This window comes from Nesterenkonia flava (genome assembly GCF_031432335.1).
Classification (GTDB): domain Bacteria; phylum Actinomycetota; class Actinomycetes; order Actinomycetales; family Micrococcaceae; genus Nesterenkonia; species Nesterenkonia flava.
On sequence record NZ_JAVKGT010000008.1, the window covers coordinates 78,598 to 94,221 of the forward strand.

The following is a 15,624-nucleotide window of genomic DNA, read 5'->3' on the forward strand; positions in this document are numbered from 1 at the left end:
GCCCCCGCTTCCCGTGTGGGAGGCGAGGGCCTGGGTTGTTACGCGGAAGCCGAGGGGTCGCGGAAGATGAAGACGAGCAGACACCGGCACCGGCCGCCGCCCTGACACATGATGTTCTGGCCCTGCGGGAAGTAACTGCGAGCTTCCTCAAGCGTGGCGAAGTAGACCCCGTCGAAGCCACCGCAGGACTCGCAGGCGTACCCGTCCATGATCGCGGAGGCCCAGATCTCATCTGGTTCGAGTTCATCGTTGGCCTCGACAGTTTCGATCCGGCCAATCCCGCCGACTCCGTTAATCTGCTGGCGTGCTTCATCCTTGGTGCCGTCGACCACGATGGTGTCCATGATTCGGTTCACGTCTCGGCGACTAACGGACCCCCGCGTGATGGTCTCCGGCCGCGTGAACGTCTCCTCGACTTTGCCGCCGATCCTGCGCCAGGGGTGTGTGGTGACTGCGCGGGCCCCTGGTTGGAAGGTCTCGCTGCCGACCTGGGAGGGGGTGGTGTTGCTGGTGGGGATGCCTTGGCGTTCGGCTTCCTGGATGACGCGGCGGCCGCCGAGCACGTACTGTGCGGCCAGGACCCCGGCGATGACGGGTAGGAGTCGTTGCTCGGCTTCCTGCACCTCTTCGGGCTGGTGTGTGGTCAGGTGGTGGACTCGCTGGATTGCCTCGTCCGCTGGGAGTTCGGCGTCGGGGTCATCGTCGTCGCCGAAGAGCTCGCGGGTGTAGGTGTCTTTGATCAGGTCGTGGAGGGCCTGCAGTTCGGGTTCTAGCTGGGCGATGGCGGCGTCTCGGTCACTTTCGAGGTCAGCGAACCGGGCTTGGGCGCGCAGCTCGTGCTCGTGGAGTGGTCGGGTGGCGTTGGAGGGTGCGAGGCCGGCTGCGTGTTGGTCCTGCAGGAAGATGAGTTGCTGGTCCTCGTCGGCGGCGAGGAGTGCGGCGAGGGTCAGCTGGTCGCGGACGGTGAAGGGCGGTGTCATGCATCTGCCTGCCGGGATGCGTACCAGCGGCGCCGGGCCGCGGTGTTCTGCTTCAACTGCTCGGTGAGATCCTGCAGACCGGGCAGCTCGTCTTGGACCACGGCAGTGTCGGAGTACGAGGGAGCGGGCACGGGCTGGTTTGCCTGTGGTGTCCGGGTGGTCTCAGTGTCACGTTCGGGGAGCCCGTACTGGCTGCGCTGATGGTCCTCAAGCTTGTCGTCTGGGCGGATGATCCCTGCGTCGACGAGGGTTTTGAGATGGTCTACGGCGATCCCGCGTGCGGCCTTCAGGTCTCCGGCCACCAGTTCCGGGTATGGTTCCTCGTCTCCGAAGTTCAGGCGCACGAGATCCCGCACGATGTGCTCGGTGGCGGTCTCGGCGATCCCGTCAGCGAATGCTTGCACACTGTCCATGAAGACTTCGAGGATCGGCTCGGCTAGGGCGCGGGAGCCGTTCTCGTTGCTGGTGATGTCTAGGAACATTGCCAGGGCGCTGCGTGCGATCTCCTGGTCGTGGTACCGGATCCGGGGCACGAGGTCGACGGTGTTCCCTTGCACGCCGATGATCGTGAGTTTCATGCTCTGGGGCAGAGCGACGCCTGCTGTGGCACCGGCGCGGAGGTTCTCCGCGATGTCCTCGGCTAGCTGCTTCTCTTCGGGCTTGTCGTAGTTCACGACGGGGATCCCCATGCTGCCCCGCTCGGCGGCCTGGGCGTCTAGACGCAGCAGCACGTCCTTGATGAGCCAGTGCTTGTAGGAAGACCGGAGCATGGACCGCCCTGTCCAGTCGGCCCCCTCCTTCCGGTGGGTGTACATCACCAGTCGGTCTACGGTGATGCGCTTCTCTTCCAGCAGCGAAGCGCCCGGTGACCACACGGGTGTCTGGTAGATGGCTTCTAGGCCACCGTCCTGACCGACCTCGATGTTCGTGATGGTCCGGGGCGGTCGGGGGGCGAGCTTCCGCAGGTGCACCCGCCCGGTCGCTTCGTCGACGACGTAGACCTGTTCGAAGGGCATGAAGCCTGCCCACAACAGGGTGGCGGCGCACTGGGACACGTGCTCGCGCCAGGAGATCCCGTAGCCGAGGTTCCGGGCCCGGGCCTCCCCTGCTGCCGGAATGCCCAGCGAGTCACGCACCAGCGCCATGACCTCTGGTTTTACGTCCCCAGTCAGTTGCCAATCGGCTTTCAGCACCGGGAGGGTAATCGCGGAGATGATGGACTCGATGTGCCCATCCTGGGAGCGCATCCGGTCGTAGACGGGGATGGACTGCGGGAAGCGCAGCTCCCGGTTCTCTTCGAGGGGGTCGACCTCGTACGTCGTGTTACCGGTGCGACGGTTCCGGGTAGCCGTCAGACCGCCGGGGGTACCAATCTCACGGGTAGGGATAGTGGGCGCCATACCCCCGAGGTAACCCCAGGAGTACGTTCACCTGTGGGACGCGTGTCTCCCTTACGGTTGTTCACGCTGAAGTACGCTGGCCTTAAGGTCTATGAAAGGAATTTCATGTCTGCAAGGGCGCGATTCACGGTGCGGCGAACCTGGGAGGTAGATGCCGCGCAGGCGGCAGTCCTTTTGGCCCTCAATCGGGTTGTTTCTAGGTTGCAGGTCACTGTGGAGGTGCGTTTGGGTTCGCCTGATGACGGAGATCCAGTCATCTTGAATCTTAGCCCCGAGGCAGAGGTTGACGTTGACTTCCTTGAGCCGCTTTCTGAGGATGATGCGGCCCGCGCTAGAGAGCGCGTCAACGACCTCGTGAGCATTTTGGAACAGGACGGGACTGCGACGATCACCTTGTAGGTACTTCCTGCAGCACTTTCTCGAGTTCGCTGCGAACAGCAGAGCTCAAGTTCTCCTCGTGCGGGGTAGGCGATCCCGGCGCGTTCACCCGCACTTGTATTTCGGTCCCGTTGCTTCCTGTTCTTGCGGTCATATCGTAAGCATGACGGTCATCTTCCAACTTGGTGGGATGGACGCCAATGGCCCTCTTCGGTTGGCCGCATATTGAACGAGGTCTGGCCCCGCAGTGTGTGTTCTGTGGGGCCAGACCTATCAGGTGGTGCTGGGGTGCTTGGTGGTTTAGTGGCTCGGTTGGTCAGTCCGTGCGGGGGTACATGCGGTCGCACCAGAGGAGGAGGTCGACTGCTGCCATGTCTTCGACGAAGGTATCTTTGTCCCATTCTTCTCGGAACTTGCGAGTCTCGTTGATGAGATGGTCGTGGGTTTCGCTGTCGATTTGGATGACGAGTTCGTATCCGCCGTCGACTTTGCGGACTTCGTTGCGGTGGAGGGTGGTTTTCATCAGGCTGCCACCCCCTCGAGTGCCGGCTGTTCGGTTTCCTGCTTGGCGAGGCGTTTACGGATGGCGTCGATGCCTTTACCGGTGACGCGGACTTGAGGGGCGGTGCTGATCTTCTTCTCGCCGGTCCACCGGTCGGTGTAGGTGGTGGCTTTCTCGACGAAAATTCCTTGTTCGATCTTGGCCTGCTTGGCGCGTACTGCGGGGGTTTTGCCTTCGCTGTTGGTGTTGGGTCGGTATAACCACCCCCATTCGAGGCATTTGTCGATGAGACGGTTGCCGCCGATGCTGATGACTCCGTGCTCATGGAGGACTTTCGCCGCGTCCCGGAAGCTCATGGTCCCTTTGGCGCCGACGACGTCGTCCCACGCCTCAGCTTTGGGTGCCAGTTCCGCGATCTTGGTGTCTTTCTCCGCGAGGAGCTTCTGCGCGGCCTGCAAGCCGAGCGCCATCTGCTCCGCGGGAGAGATCTCCTTCGGCTGAAGAGCCTTCACTCTGCGTTCGCACTCGATGAAGTATTGGCGGGCCTGCTTGCCCCGCTCAGTGCGCTGGATCATGGAGAGTTCCTTCGCCATGTCCAGGGTGAGCGCGTGATCCGTACTGGGGCGGCCTCCGGTACTTTCTGACAAAAATGTTAGAAAGTCCTGGCCCTCAGTGAATCCGTACTCGATCATGCGAGAGATCCAGGTGGTGTATGGAGTGGTGACCTCAAGGAAGGAGTGGAGGTCGCGGCCACTGACAGCCTGGCGGCCGTCCTGGTCGCGGATGGGTATGAGTTGTGCTGACATGACCAGTGTCTCGCTTTCCGGATGTGCCGATAGAATCGACGCACCCTCATCGGGTGCCACATCAGGTGTTCCGCCAAGAATCTTCCTGGTGTGGCTGAACCCCGGTATGCGCCCTGACCAGGCGTGTATCGGGGTTCTTATTGACCTTGAATGTACCCGGTGCAGGTACACAGCCAACTATAACCCTATACCTGCACCCTGTACAACCACTCCGGGAAGGTGTGTCTACTCGCCTTTGAGAATGCGGTAGAGAGTCTGCCGATGAACGCCGAGAGCGTCGGCAATCTCCTGACGCGGCATCCCTTCATCCATTGCCTTCCGAATGACGCGACGGCGTTCAGCGGACGCGGCTGTTGCTCGCGCGCGGGCTACCTGCTGATCTGCATGCGATTGCTGCAACTCTGCGATGAGCTGTTGCTTCATCTTTTCGTCCACATTTCTATCTTAGTTGGGGGCCCAGTCAGGTGGGGTTTAAGTAGGCTGGTCCGAGTAACTAGCGAAAGGGACCCTATGCCAGCGATTCTTAGGGTGATACGTGAGGGACACACCTACGAACGCGAGGTTTCCGATGAAGGATGGCTCACTATCAGTGTGCTCCTTCGGGTGAACGGGTGGCACGGCCGGTCGCTCTGGCTGCGATTCGCGCCAGACCAGATAGACCAGTCTCCCGGACCTCACGATGAGGTCATGATCGAAGTTCTTCCCGAAGCTCAGGTCGTAGAGTTCGACACAAACGAGACACCAGACTTCGATCACGGGGCGCACGCTCTGTGGTCACGCGTTGAGCCCTTACTGCTTGAAGCTCGAGCCGCGATCGTCTTGACCGTCGGTCCAGATGGTCACGTCAACCTCGGGTAACTCGTTGACAATCTCGATAAACGCTTTGCGGCAGTCCGTCATCCACTCGTCCTTCGACATAAGGACAGTGCACCTAGAACCTGCGACCCCGTGTGGGATGCTCCGCGTGGGATGTCTCTAAACCACGTGCTCGGCGGGTAGGGATCAAGCATCAGTCCTCCGCTACGAACCGGACCTCCCACCTGTCTTCGTATCCCCAGTAGGCACGGTACTCGCCCCATCCGGTGGTCCCTCGGCGCTCACCCGGGGCGTCACTAAAGATGCGGTCAACGTCAGAGGGAGCCATATCGAGCTGCTGCCCTATACACCGGGCACTCGAAGCATCAGCAGCTGTCACGTGACGATCTATGGTCCGGGATACATCATGACGATCAGAGCAATGATCGTAGGCGTTCCGAAGTTCCTGTACTGCTTCGGATCGTCCAGATTCACCTCCCCCTCCTTGGGTGATCCAAACAATGAGCATGAAGCCTGCAACCGTCGCCATCAGGACGATGCTGCTCTTCTCTATGATCGATTTGGAGGACCAGAATCCTCTCAAACCTTTGGGTGCGTTAGGGGCGTTGTCTTCTGCGGCGTTCATGGTGGTCCTTCCAGGTGTCCGAGTGCTTGCCTTAAGGCTATCGAGCTGGGGGGACAAGGGAAGAGGATGTGGCGCACCACGGTAAGGGTTTGGTGCCAGTTAGACCTGGTTCTTGATGATCGCGGCGATGAGCTCGGCCTCTCACTTTGCGTGGTCTCTAGATTTCATAGTGTGCTTGAACTTCACCGTTTCCGCGGTCCCCTCGCGCGTGGTTTGACCAGAAGAACGTGCCAACGTGCTGGCCGAGCAGCTTGTTTTCCTCGGTGTAGGTCTTGAAGTGGCCGCGTACGAAGTGCAATCGGCCGAGCCCTCTCTCTCCTTTTGTCGACGAGTCTCCAGGGCCAGCACGGTCTAGGTTGATGACGCTATAGACGTGCTCCTTCTCCCCATCAGGACCCAGATTTTTGCGCAGCTGCCGGGACCGTACTCGGCCCTGCTCCTCGTCAAGGGTGACGTTACGACAGTTTGCCAACGACAGGGTGTACATAGCGGAGAACGCCGCATCCACTGCGAACTGACGAAAGTCCGTGGCAGGGCTCATGCCGACGTCCTGGTGGGCCCTGTAGTAAGCGAGGTAAGCGAACGGATCGGCTGCATCAGGCTCTTCGAACATCGGCGCATCCGGCTCAGGAGTACGCCCGACGAATCCTCCGAACTCATCCACCATGACCTTTACCACGGGGAAAGTATCTTGGGAGAAGCCTTTGGCCGTTTCTACGTAGGTACGGACTTCGTGCACCCAGTGGGTGCCCTCCAGCTCTTGTTCTTTCGCTTGCAGCTCGCGCAGTTTCGCCTCGGCGAGGACGTCATTACCTGCGAGCAGTGCTGAGTCATACTCGCTTCGGTACGCCTGGAGTATGCCGTCTGCGCGCTGTGTAGCGATATGAGTGGCGATCTTCCGGCGTGGATTCTCTGCGTAGTTCTTGCCTTGCTCCATACGCCGCTGTGCTTCCATCGCTCTGATCCGGTGATCAGGCAACCGGGTGAGAACTCTACTGAGCGGAACCTCGGGCTGCGACTCAGTCCATGTGTGGTCGGCCATAGGCGCCATGACTCCCAGGTCCTTTTCCCAGACCCATTCGTCCCTGGGAAGGCTCCAGAACGCTTCGGCAGGCCCTTGGTTGTAGACGAGAGGGTAGGGGTTGAGCCTCATTTCGCCGGAGTCCGCGTCCCTCTGCTGCGCATGCTTCAGGTAGAGGGGGAACTTGTTCTCCAAGTGGTTTCGCATAGCGATCCCTTTCAGGGGCCTGCCTTGTCCGAGTATCCGGGGGATATCTTCCCTGGTCATCAATCTCTCTCACGATAACTGTTGGCGGATGGCCCATACGGGGCCCCCTTGGCGGCGCGCTGTTCTCGGATGGTGAGGTCAGCCCATCCTGGGGCGAGGGCGGCGAGTTCTCGGCGCAGCTCATTCAAGTCACGGCGCACTGCGAGCCGCCACAGGTGGCGTGCTTGCTGTGGTGAGAGCTGCCCGGCGCGGGGGTCAGCCATCTAGGTCTCCTTCCGCTAGGTCACGGTCTGCGAGATAGGTGCTTCGCAGTTCGGGGGTGGAGGGTTCCCCCTCCGAGTCTTGGATGACGAACTCGACGCCGTTGACGTTGAACTGGTCGGTGCAGCCGGGCGGCAGTCGCCGGCCTGTAGTCCTCTCGACCTCGATCCCGATGGTGCCTCCGATTGTGGCGAGGACGGGCTGCTGACGGATCACGGCGTCGGCGTCGTTGAGGAACCATGCGATCTGCTCGTCAGTGGGGGCCGGGTTCTGCTGGAACAGTGACGCGAGGAGACTGGCCAGGTGGAACACCTCGGGGGTGTGCTTGTGGAAGCCCTCGCAGGTGTCGGCCCCGGTGAGGTCGGGGTAGGCCGCTCCCATGTATCGGCATTGCAGGGTCACCATTCCGGCACCTCGAATGCTCCGGCGTCGCGCATCTCGTCCAGTTGGGCTTCTATAGAGTCCTCGTCGAGGCCCTGAGCTTCGAGCTGCTCCCGGGCTTCCTGCTCCAGGATCTCGTCATGCATCGGCGCTCCCCTTCTTGTGGCCGGTGATGTTGAGGCGGACCTGGTTGCGGTGACTGATACCCCACCCGTACTCGCCGGTCTCTAGCTGCTCGATAGCCTCATCAATATCGGGATCTGGGCCGCTGATTGTCTTGATGCCAAGCCCGCCGCCGATGATGTTCATGGCGCCGCGAACCCCGGCGGACTCGTCGATGATCGTGTAGTAGACGTCACCGAACATTGAGGCGGTGGCCAGGGCGTAGCGCCCGTTCTCGGTGATGCCGCGGACGAGCCAGCCGGTCCTCTTGCCGTCGAACTGCAGCCGGTCCCCCGGCTCGATCTTCTCGGGGTTCATTCCTGGTCTCCGTCCTGGTCTGGGAGTTTGCTGTTGCGGAAGTTCTTGAGGTTCCGGATGACGAGCTTGAAGCCGTCCTCCTGGATGGGGGTGATGATCTTGTTCGCCAGCCCCATGTCGAGCGCGCCATCGAGTAGATGGATGATGCCGTTGAGGTAGTCGATCTGCTGGGTGGCGAGGGCCTGCCGGGTCTCGGTGAGTTCCTCGGCGAGGTCGTCGTAGGACTTCTCGGCGCAGCCTGGGTGGACGTACTGGGCGCCGGCGCACCACTCGCACTCTGCGTAGGCCCCTGATGCCTCGCAGGCGGCCGCGTCGACGCCGCTGCCGTGGCAGTGCTCGCAGAGTTCGGTGGCCAGGCGTTCCCCACAGAGTTCGCAGTGGCGGGGACACTCCCGGTGCTCGCGGGCTTCCTCCTCGATCTCGCCCCAGATCCGGACGATGTCGTCGACGTCGGCAGCGGGCTCGGTCCGGCCGTCGCCGAAGCCCAGCCGCTCGCTCAGCTCCCGGGTGAGTTCGGCCTTGGCCTCCTCTTGGACTTCCCTGATGGCCTGCTCGCTGATGCTCTCGGCGTCCTTGGCGGCTTGGAAGAGGACGTGGGCGACGCCGTGCTGCCCGGCGTCCGCGTGGCGGCCGGCCCATTCGCGCAGCTCGTCGCTGTCCACGGTGACCTTCACGTTGATGGTGTTCTTCTCAGTCATCGTCGTCTCCTGGGTCGGTGGCGTTGGCGGCGTCTCGGAGGAGCTTCACGACGACGGCGTTGAGGTTGGAGCCGAAGGGCTTGTGGAACTGTTCGAGCTTGTCCGCGGCCTCGTGGAGGTACATGAAGGTGGCCTGGTCGGGGGTGAGGTAGTCGGGACCGTGCAGGACTCGGGGCCGGGGGATGCTGATGTGTTTCTCCCCCTGGGTGACGTTGAACCGCTCGAGGATCCGCTCGGCGATCCGTTCCTCGGGGAACCTGCCGGTCATGGCGTCACCGTCGAGGGTGGTCTCCTGGATGGCGTCGACGAGAAGTTCTTTCGTGGTCTTCGGGGGCGCGAACACGAATCGTGCGGCCGGTGCAGTGCCGTAGGCGCGGCGGTAGATGCGCTTGGCGATAAAAGCGAGCTTCTGCACCTTCGGGGCTTCCGGGCCTATAGCGATTTCTTTGTTCCCGGCCCAGGCGATCATGCCCCACTGGTGGAGCTTTAGGGGTGTTCTCATCAGAAGTTCCCTTCAGCGACTTGGAGGACAGTGAGTCCCAGGGATCGCCACATCTGGACTACGCGGCTTCGGTCGTCGAGGACGCTGTGCACGTTGTAGTTGTGGCGGATGTGTTCGTTGAACAGACGGAGCTTGACCTTGTCATCGCGGACTCGGTCCTCGTGTTCAGCATCTGAGCGCATGTAGAGCTTGGTGAAGTGCCAAACATGTTTACTGAGCCAGTCCTCTGTTTCTGCGCGGCACTGTTCGGGCCGCCCAGATACGAAGATGACTGCCGCTCCGGTGTTGTCCGCGATGGCGTGCATGTATTCCAGTACGGGGGTGTTGGGGAGGTCTTCTCCGACTCGGGTGTAGTCGTAAGGGCTGCGTCCGTTCATCTTGGCGAGGGTGCCGTCGATGTCCACGATGATCGCTGGCGGTAGCGACTCATCAGGCACGTAGGGGGCACCGGTCACGGTGTCATGGTTGCTGCCGACGGGCTCCCACTGCTCTGGGGTCTTTGCTCCGCCGGCGACGAACTTCTGGTGCATGCGCCGGATTACGTCCTCAGGAACCGCGTGCTCGCGCTGGGCGTTCTGTCGTAGCACGGTGTCGAGGTTGAGGTTGGTGAAGTCGCAGACGTCCCAGGTGGCGGCGCACTGTTCTGCGAGGCCGAACCATTCCCTGACCCTCCGGTGCGGGAGGTTCGTGTCGTCCACGTAGACGTGCTTGTCGGCTCCGAGGAGGGTGCGCACGGCGTGATGGCTCATGGCAGTTACTTCGTCCTCGTGGACCCCGTGTGGTCGGGTGCCGTCGCCGCGGAGCATGGTGCGGAACCCATCGCGGGAAACAATGACTCGACTAGTGGGGTCTTCTGCCACTCGTTGGCGTGCAGAGGTCGACTTGCCTGATCCGGGGAGGCCCCGCAGTACGGTGAGGTGTCCGGGCATCAGAGTTCACCTTTCATGGACCAGGTGGCCCCGTGTGGTCGGATGGTTTTCCAGATGTCACCCGCGACCCGCGTGGGTGCTTCATCGGGCACGGTGAATTCTGGGGTGAGAGTGTTGAGCACGGTGTTCCAGCGCAGCCCTTCGGGCATCTGCGGTTGCTGCTGCTGCAGGTAAAGCACTGCTGACTTCTTGTCGGTGAAACGCCGGGCGGCGGTGAGCATCGCGAAATAGTGGGCAGAGGCGCCTAAGTGATGGGCTTTCTGTCGCAGGGCCTCGGCGGTGTCCCTGAGCCACTGGTGGAACTCATCCGGGACGCGCTCGGCCATCTCGGTTTCCCAGTCATCCCTGAGGTCCAGGGCGGCTTGGACGCGGTCTGGGCCGATTCCCAGCATCTGCACGATGTGTTTCTTCTCGGCCCCGCGCGATTCGAGGTGCTTGACTGACAGGGCTTCCCAGACGGTGATGGCGCTGGTGCCGGTGATGATGCGATGCAGGGCTAGGTAGTCCTCCTGTTTGATCTTGATTAGGGTGCTGGTCTCGTGCACGTAGATCACCAGGCCTTCTGCGTTGCGGCGGGGCGGGATCTCCAGCGCCTGGGCCAGTGTCATGGTGCCGAAGTGCTCGGCTTTCGGTCCGCGCCACTCACGGAGCATGTGGGGAAGGTGGTACTGGCCGGTCTCGATGTCGACGGCGCCGAGGAGGATTAAGTCCTCGGTGGCCCCGTAGTCCAAGACGATCCGTCCCTCAGGCCAGATGCACTCAAAGCAGTAGGTCAGCCGAGAGTCTCGTTCCCATCGACCCGCGTATTTCTCGGCGTAGACCTTCCGCGCCTGGTCGGCGACGTGGCTGGTGAAGCTGCCTTTAGACGTGATGGTCTCGTCTGTAGCGAGGACCGCGAGGCTTCCGTCAAGCTTGTCGTAGACATCAACCATGTCCCCGAGGTTCAGGCTGCCTTCAGGGTGTTCGCCGTAGTTGAAGAACTTGGGGAAAGGGCGCGCCATGACCCGTCCCTCTGCGTCGACTACGAGGCCGCGGCAGTTGATGGTGGCGTCATTCCAGTGGCGTTTGTACTGGGCCTGTTCGGTGTACACGTAGAGGTGCTTGGTGCCGTCGGGGTTTGATGTCCGGCGGATCATCTTGTCCTCTAGATCTTGCGCCAGCATGTCGGGCGGTACGAGGGCGTCGATGTGCATGTGGTCTCCTGCTGGTGGTTTAGTGCTGCTGGTCAGGCGGTGAGTTTGAGGGGCTGTGTGGGGGCGGCGGTGAGTCCGATCTTCGCGGCGAGATCGAGGGCGTGGGATTGCCGGACGTAGAGGGTGGTGCGGACCTGGCCGTTGTGGTGGCGGGGTGCGTTGTGCTGGGGTCGCAGGTCGAACCAGGTGATGTAGTTCGCGTAGGCCCGCCACTCGTGGACCGCTTCGAGGCGCTGCTTTGACTGCGACCAACGGCTGCCCAGCGGCTTTGGGTAGATGATGCGGTGTTCCTGCAGTAGCTGCCGGGCCTTCGGTTCGGTGAGTCCCATCTCGGCGGCCCAGGCTTTGATGGTGACGACGTCGTCCTCGGACACGAACCGCTCCACGTAGGCGACGGCGGGACGGGCGGCTTCCAGTTCTTGTTCGGCCTGGACCCGGGCTTGCTCGGATTCGAGGGCCAGCTGCAGGATCTCCAACCGGGAGAGCTCCGCCGGCGCCGTCACCTGCTGCGTGTTGGCTCTGCGTTCGCACTCGATGAAGTACTGGCGGGCCTGCTTGCCCCGCTCAGTGCGCTGGATCATGGAGAGCTCCTTCGCCATGTCCAGGGTCAGCGCGTGATCAACGCTGGGCCGACCCCCGACCTCAGAGGTTCTCCCCCGAATGGGGGTAAAGTCCTGACCCTCGATGAAGCCGTACTCCGTCATCTTCTTGAACCAGGTGGTGTAGTCACGGCCAAGGCCCAGGAATGCGTGGAGGTCCCGGCCGCTGACGGCTTGCTGCCCGTCGTGGTCCCGAATCGGAATCAGGTCGTTCATTGGTAGTTCACTCCGTTCTTAAACGCGACCTCTTCGAAGTCGAGGACTGTCGAAGGTCTGATGTTCCGTGTCCTGCCAGTGGTGATGCGGGTGATGGTCCGTTCCGAGAGGCCGGCCTGCTGGGCTATCTCCTTGCGTGAGACCCCCCGGTCCTGCAGCTCCCGGATCAACGCCATGACATAGGCGTGCGGGCTCTCGCGTGCTGCTTGGAGCATCACTGGTCCCCCCGTCCTTGTGTTCGTCTCATCGGCTGCTCCTGTGGCGGAGGATGGAGACGATGGTGATGAGAGTGAGGCCGGCCATGATGAGGACGCCAGCGGCGATGACGTGCCAGCCGATGCCGAGGATGGTGCCGGTGGCAGCCAGCGCCGCGGCCTGGGTGGTATCAGTGCCGTACATCAGCGAGTTCCTTGTCTGTGGTGGGGGTGAGGTGTGCCCAGACGCCTGTGGAGCCGGTGGTCTTCTGCCAGACAGCGGCGATGTACGCGGCTTGCAGCACGAGCGCGTAGACCAACTCGGGGATCACCAGGGCGGCGAATAGCCGGTAGCGGATGGGCTGGTCCCAGATGCTCAGGACCCGCTCGGTGACGAACACTGCACCGATGGCCAGCCACAGGGGTTGCGGCACGGTGGGCCCGTTCAGGGCCAGGGAGATCAGGGTGAGGAGGATGAGCGCCCAGAGGAGGGTCACGGACACTGCGAGCATGATCTGTTGACGAATGTAGGGGCGAGCGACTGGGCTTCCCCAGTGGGTGGTGATGTTCTGCAGGGCTCCGAGGTTCCAGCGGCGCCGCTGCAGGAAGAGCATCCGGATGCTGGGCATGGTCTCGGTGACTGCTTGGCATCCGGTCGGGGATCGGAGTTCCCAGCCGGTGGCCTTCAGGGCCATGGTTATTTCCATGTCCTCGGTGATGGACTCGGTGGAGTACCAGCGGCCGGTGTGGTTCCGGACGGTTTCGAGGGCTTCCCAGCGAATGAGGGCCGCGGTGCCGGAGAGCACGAGTGTTTTGCGGGTGCGGGCTCCTTCTTCGGCGTATCGGGCCCATTCGAGGTGCTGGCAGAGCTCGAGGTAGTTGGTGGGTGGTGCTGCTTGGAAAACGGCGCCGGCTGCTCCGACGTTAGGGTCCTCGAGGGCGGTGAGGGCCGTGTCGATCCAGTGGGGCACGAGTTGGGTGTCGGCGTCCATGACCAGCACCAGACCTTCACGGGGCAGGGTCTCTAGGGCTTGGTTCAGTGCCCCTGCTTTCCTGGCTGTGTTGTCCACGGTCTCGATGACTTCGGCGCCGCAGGCTTTTGCGACTTCCGGGGTTTCGTCGGTGCTGTTGTCGGAGACGACGAGGATCCGGTCGGGGTTGGTGGTCTGGGCGCGGAGGCTGGCGATGGTGGCCGGTAGGGTTTCGGCTTCGTTGTGTGCGGGGATGATGGCGGTGATCATGGTCATCCCTGCTCGGGGGTCCAGGTGGCCCAGTAGTCCGCGCGTGCCTCGTAGTGTTCGAGTTTGCGGCGTTCGGCGTGGAGGAGCGCGGCGTGCTCGGTGGGGTGCATGCCGCACAGTCCGGTGGAAAGCCGGTCGAGGTGGCGTTGTGCTTTGAGAGCTTTGAGGCGGGCGCGTTGTTCGTTGTTGGCGCGCCATTCTTCGATCTCGGTGGGCCTTCTGTCATGGGTTCCGAGTCGTTCATTTTGCTCAGCCATGGTCGGCATGGTGTTCCTTCGGTGGTGGTTTAGTGTTGCCGCGTGGTCAGCGCGACATGACAACTGTAACACGTTTTTCGTGTGCGTCTACTGGACTCACCAGCATGACTTGAATGAAGAATTCTCAGAAGAAAGAGAGGAAGGCACAGACCAGGTGAGCGAGGAGGTTACAGGTTCCCCGTTACCAGTTACTCGTTATCCGGCATCCCTTCCCGGAACCCTTCCGGGAACCCTTCCCACTACCCCTACATCCCTGTGATTCCAGGGCATATAGGCCCACCAGGAACCCTTCCGGGCACCCCTCCCCCAAGCCTTCCAGCATGGGTCAGAAGCGATCCTCTCGGATCCCATCAGAGACCCCCTGCCCACGACGCCGCGGCGACGGCGCAGACACCGCGTCACTATGACTGTTGCCCGCGAAGTGCATCAGCCCGTAGCGCAGCGCATCCGCGATATGGTCCTCCGCGCTGGTGTCCACGTCCTCCGGATTCTTCTTGTCACGGGGCAGCGCAGGGATGGTGCGGATGGTGTCCTTGCAGGTCGAATACACCAGGTACCGCGGGTACCCATCCCCTTGCACCTTGAGCTTCTCGTCCAACTGGGCCCACCCGTGCACACGGTTGTTGACGGCACGGATCGGCGCGTATCCCAGCACCGACTGGTAGTCATGCGCCGGGCTCCCAGGTGGCGGAGCGTTAGGGTCGTTGAGTTTACGGCCCGTCGCGTCGGGACGGCGCCACATGGACGGGTCCATGACCACGGTGGCACGGGTGCCGGTGATCGCGTCCTCTTCTGCCGAGAGTTCCTTGATGAGCTCGGCCTGCTGCCGTGCCGTTAGTTCGGTCTCATACGCTTCCCGGTACTGGACGATCATCCCGTCGGCGAGCTCACACAGCCAGACCGCGGCGAACGGATTCGAGTAGCCGTAGTCGACGGCGATGACACGGCGACCAGTGAGGCCGGTGATCGGGATCTGCTCTGGGTCGATGATGTGCCGGCTGGTCCGCCACTGCGAGAACCGCACCCCTTCGATGATGTCCCAGTCCCCGTCGAGATAGGCGCGCTGCTTCTCCGGTGGCAGCTGGCGGAGGTTGTGCACATAGTCGGTGCCCAAGCTAGGGTTGTCGTCGACCTTGGCGGGGATGAATACCCGGGTGCGGGGGTTGGGGTCTTCCTCGGTGGGGCGGACACGGAAGACCTTGCCTCCCCGGGGGTATGGGTCGACGAACCGCTTCTTAACCCAGTGGTGTCCGATGCCGCCGGGGTTGGTGGTGCAGATGGACCGGGGACGTATCCCTAGCTCCTCGAGGCGTTCCTGCAGGGCCCCGGAGGCGCGCAGCTGGGCGCGCATGAACGTGTACATCTCCTCGGTGAACTGGGTGGCTTCCTCCAGGATTACGAGCTGGTACTCGGCGCCCTGGTAGTTGTCGAGGTCCGCGGCCTTGGAGAGGTAGCCGAGCTCGATGATGCTGCCATTGGTGAACACGAACTCGTGGTCCTGTTTGTTGTAGGACGCCAGTTCGAGGGGGATTTCCTTCCGCATGTGGGTCTCTACAGCACGGTGGAGGTCCTTGAAGGACTGGCGCAGGATGATGGACCGGGATCCGGGCACCTGCAAGGCAAGCTTCACGGCCTCGGCGCGGGCCATCCTTGACTTGCCTCCACCCTTGGCACCGCCGTACATGAGCTCATCCACGATGGTCGCGTGGGCGAGCTCCTGCATGGGGTGGGGCGTGTACTCATAGACGATCTCAGGCACTGCAGGGCACCCGGGTCAGTCTTCGGTGGGGTCGACTTCGAGCTCCGGTTCGGCCATGCCCTTGGACTCCCCCAGCTTCGGGGACATGATGACCTGGATCGTTCCCTCGTTCGCGGTGAGGTTGGGGTCTGCTGAAGGTTCGGTTGACTTCAAGACTGCTTAGAAAGCAGGAAGGATGG

General features: G+C 62.3%; 21 protein-coding genes. All 21 read right to left on the reverse strand.

The genetic code is table 11. The features are described from left to right. Positions 1-38: 38 nt before the first annotated feature. Positions 39-980, reverse strand: coding sequence for a hypothetical protein (locus tag RH857_RS04595; protein ID WP_310536794.1), 942 nt, complete (start codon positions 978-980; stop codon positions 39-41). After that, on the reverse strand, positions 977-2,380 hold the full coding sequence (locus RH857_RS04600; protein WP_310536795.1) for a phage portal protein family protein: 1,404 nt from the start codon (positions 2,378-2,380) through the stop codon (positions 977-979). The genes RH857_RS04595 and RH857_RS04600 overlap by 4 nt, the downstream gene beginning before the upstream one ends. Positions 2,381-3,074: 694 nt before the next feature. Continuing rightward, entirely contained in the window at positions 3,075-3,281 is a 207-nt protein-coding gene (locus RH857_RS04605; protein ID WP_310536796.1) for a hypothetical protein, read from the reverse strand. Then, positions 3,281-4,066 carry an antA/AntB antirepressor family protein gene (locus RH857_RS04610; protein ID WP_310536797.1) on the reverse strand — a complete coding sequence of 262 codons (786 nt, stop codon included), beginning with the start codon at positions 4,064-4,066 and terminating at the stop codon, positions 3,281-3,283. Before RH857_RS04610 ends, RH857_RS04605 begins: the two co-directional genes overlap by 1 nt. A gap of 225 nt (positions 4,067-4,291) precedes the next feature. Beyond that, entirely contained in the window at positions 4,292-4,501 is a 210-nt protein-coding gene (locus RH857_RS04615; protein ID WP_310536798.1) for a helix-turn-helix domain-containing protein, read from the reverse strand. Positions 4,502-5,075: 574 nt separating this feature from the next. Then, positions 5,076-5,210 (reverse strand): hypothetical protein, encoded by a 135-nt coding sequence (locus RH857_RS04620; protein ID WP_310536799.1) that lies wholly within the window; start codon positions 5,208-5,210, stop codon positions 5,076-5,078. A 454-nt stretch (positions 5,211-5,664) separates the two neighbouring features. Continuing rightward, the gene (locus tag RH857_RS04625) at positions 5,665-6,723 is read right to left on the reverse strand and encodes a hypothetical protein (RefSeq protein ID WP_310536800.1); all 1,059 of its coding nucleotides are present in this window, start codon (positions 6,721-6,723) and stop codon (positions 5,665-5,667) included. A 267-nt stretch (positions 6,724-6,990) separates the two neighbouring features. Then, a complete protein-coding gene (locus RH857_RS04630) occupies positions 6,991-7,401 on the reverse strand; it encodes a hypothetical protein (protein ID WP_310536801.1) in 411 nt (136 codons plus the stop codon). Continuing rightward, a complete protein-coding gene (locus tag RH857_RS04635; RefSeq protein WP_310536802.1) occupies positions 7,395-7,523 on the reverse strand; it encodes a hypothetical protein in 129 nt (42 codons plus the stop codon). The genes RH857_RS04630 and RH857_RS04635 overlap by 7 nt, the downstream gene beginning before the upstream one ends. Further along, entirely contained in the window at positions 7,516-7,857 is a 342-nt protein-coding gene (locus RH857_RS04640; RefSeq protein ID WP_310536803.1) for a hypothetical protein, read from the reverse strand. Before RH857_RS04640 ends, RH857_RS04635 begins: the two co-directional genes overlap by 8 nt. Continuing rightward, positions 7,854-8,555, reverse strand: coding sequence for a hypothetical protein (locus RH857_RS04645; protein ID WP_310536804.1), 702 nt, complete (start codon positions 8,553-8,555; stop codon positions 7,854-7,856). Before RH857_RS04645 ends, RH857_RS04640 begins: the two co-directional genes overlap by 4 nt. Continuing rightward, positions 8,548-9,057 carry a hypothetical protein gene (locus RH857_RS04650; protein ID WP_310536805.1) on the reverse strand — a complete coding sequence of 170 codons (510 nt, stop codon included), beginning with the start codon at positions 9,055-9,057 and terminating at the stop codon, positions 8,548-8,550. The genes RH857_RS04645 and RH857_RS04650 overlap by 8 nt, the downstream gene beginning before the upstream one ends. Continuing rightward, positions 9,057-9,986 carry a phosphatase domain-containing protein gene (locus tag RH857_RS04655; protein WP_310536806.1) on the reverse strand — a complete coding sequence of 310 codons (930 nt, stop codon included), beginning with the start codon at positions 9,984-9,986 and terminating at the stop codon, positions 9,057-9,059. Before RH857_RS04655 ends, RH857_RS04650 begins: the two co-directional genes overlap by 1 nt. Continuing rightward, positions 9,986-11,179 carry an RNA ligase gene (locus RH857_RS04660; protein ID WP_310536807.1) on the reverse strand — a complete coding sequence of 398 codons (1,194 nt, stop codon included), beginning with the start codon at positions 11,177-11,179 and terminating at the stop codon, positions 9,986-9,988. Before RH857_RS04660 ends, RH857_RS04655 begins: the two co-directional genes overlap by 1 nt. Before the next feature lie 32 nt (positions 11,180-11,211). Then, positions 11,212-11,994 (reverse strand): antA/AntB antirepressor family protein, encoded by a 783-nt coding sequence (locus tag RH857_RS04665; RefSeq protein WP_310536808.1) that lies wholly within the window; start codon positions 11,992-11,994, stop codon positions 11,212-11,214. Further along, a complete protein-coding gene (locus RH857_RS04670; protein ID WP_310536809.1) occupies positions 11,991-12,209 on the reverse strand; it encodes a helix-turn-helix domain-containing protein in 219 nt (72 codons plus the stop codon). Before RH857_RS04670 ends, RH857_RS04665 begins: the two co-directional genes overlap by 4 nt. A gap of 28 nt (positions 12,210-12,237) precedes the next feature. Next, complete coding sequence (locus RH857_RS04675) at positions 12,238-12,393, reverse strand: hypothetical protein (protein ID WP_310536810.1); 156 nt, start codon at positions 12,391-12,393, stop codon at positions 12,238-12,240. Continuing rightward, positions 12,380-13,429, reverse strand: a complete 1,050-nt coding sequence (locus RH857_RS04680) for a glycosyltransferase family 2 protein (protein ID WP_310536811.1) — start codon at positions 13,427-13,429, stop codon at positions 12,380-12,382. The genes RH857_RS04675 and RH857_RS04680 overlap by 14 nt, the downstream gene beginning before the upstream one ends. A gap of 2 nt (positions 13,430-13,431) precedes the next feature. Then, positions 13,432-13,686 (reverse strand): hypothetical protein, encoded by a 255-nt coding sequence (locus RH857_RS04685; RefSeq protein ID WP_310536812.1) that lies wholly within the window; start codon positions 13,684-13,686, stop codon positions 13,432-13,434. A 325-nt stretch (positions 13,687-14,011) separates the two neighbouring features. Next, a complete protein-coding gene (locus RH857_RS04690; protein WP_310536813.1) occupies positions 14,012-15,445 on the reverse strand; it encodes a phage terminase large subunit in 1,434 nt (477 codons plus the stop codon). 15 nt (positions 15,446-15,460) lie between these two features. Then, positions 15,461-15,598, reverse strand: a complete 138-nt coding sequence (locus RH857_RS04695; RefSeq protein WP_310536814.1) for a hypothetical protein — start codon at positions 15,596-15,598, stop codon at positions 15,461-15,463. Positions 15,599-15,624 lie beyond the last annotated feature (26 nt).

Excerpts from the sequence above, each read along its gene's own strand:
- RH857_RS04685 (WP_310536812.1), bottom strand. The coding sequence starts at position 13,686 with ATGGCTGAGCAAAATGAACGACTCGGAACCCATGACAGAAGGCCCACC.
- RH857_RS04620 (WP_310536799.1), bottom strand. The coding sequence starts at position 5,210 with ATGGCTCCCTCTGACGTTGACCGCATCTTTAGTGACGCCCCGGGTGAG.
- RH857_RS04675 (WP_310536810.1), bottom strand. The coding sequence starts at position 12,393 with ATGTACGGCACTGATACCACCCAGGCCGCGGCGCTGGCTGCCACCGGC.
- RH857_RS04605 (WP_310536796.1), bottom strand. The coding sequence starts at position 3,281 with ATGAAAACCACCCTCCACCGCAACGAAGTCCGCAAAGTCGACGGCGGA.
- RH857_RS04635 (WP_310536802.1), bottom strand. The coding sequence starts at position 7,523 with ATGCATGACGAGATCCTGGAGCAGGAAGCCCGGGAGCAGCTCGAAGCT.
- RH857_RS04670 (WP_310536809.1), bottom strand. The coding sequence starts at position 12,209 with ATGCTCCAAGCAGCACGCGAGAGCCCGCACGCCTATGTCATGGCGTTG.
- RH857_RS04600 (WP_310536795.1), bottom strand. The coding sequence starts at position 2,380 with ATGGCGCCCACTATCCCTACCCGTGAGATTGGTACCCCCGGCGGTCTG.
- RH857_RS04655 (WP_310536806.1), bottom strand. The coding sequence starts at position 9,986 with ATGCCCGGACACCTCACCGTACTGCGGGGCCTCCCCGGATCAGGCAAG.
- RH857_RS04660 (WP_310536807.1), bottom strand. The coding sequence starts at position 11,179 with ATGCACATCGACGCCCTCGTACCGCCCGACATGCTGGCGCAAGATCTA.
- RH857_RS04650 (WP_310536805.1), bottom strand. The coding sequence starts at position 9,057 with ATGAGAACACCCCTAAAGCTCCACCAGTGGGGCATGATCGCCTGGGCC.
- RH857_RS04630 (WP_310536801.1), bottom strand. The coding sequence starts at position 7,401 with ATGGTGACCCTGCAATGCCGATACATGGGAGCGGCCTACCCCGACCTC.
- RH857_RS04680 (WP_310536811.1), bottom strand. The coding sequence starts at position 13,429 with ATGATCACCGCCATCATCCCCGCACACAACGAAGCCGAAACCCTACCG.
- RH857_RS04640 (WP_310536803.1), bottom strand. The coding sequence starts at position 7,857 with ATGAACCCCGAGAAGATCGAGCCGGGGGACCGGCTGCAGTTCGACGGC.
- RH857_RS04645 (WP_310536804.1), bottom strand. The coding sequence starts at position 8,555 with ATGACTGAGAAGAACACCATCAACGTGAAGGTCACCGTGGACAGCGAC.
- RH857_RS04595 (WP_310536794.1), bottom strand. The coding sequence starts at position 980 with ATGACACCGCCCTTCACCGTCCGCGACCAGCTGACCCTCGCCGCACTC.
- RH857_RS04610 (WP_310536797.1), bottom strand. The coding sequence starts at position 4,066 with ATGTCAGCACAACTCATACCCATCCGCGACCAGGACGGCCGCCAGGCT.
- RH857_RS04665 (WP_310536808.1), bottom strand. The coding sequence starts at position 11,994 with ATGAACGACCTGATTCCGATTCGGGACCACGACGGGCAGCAAGCCGTC.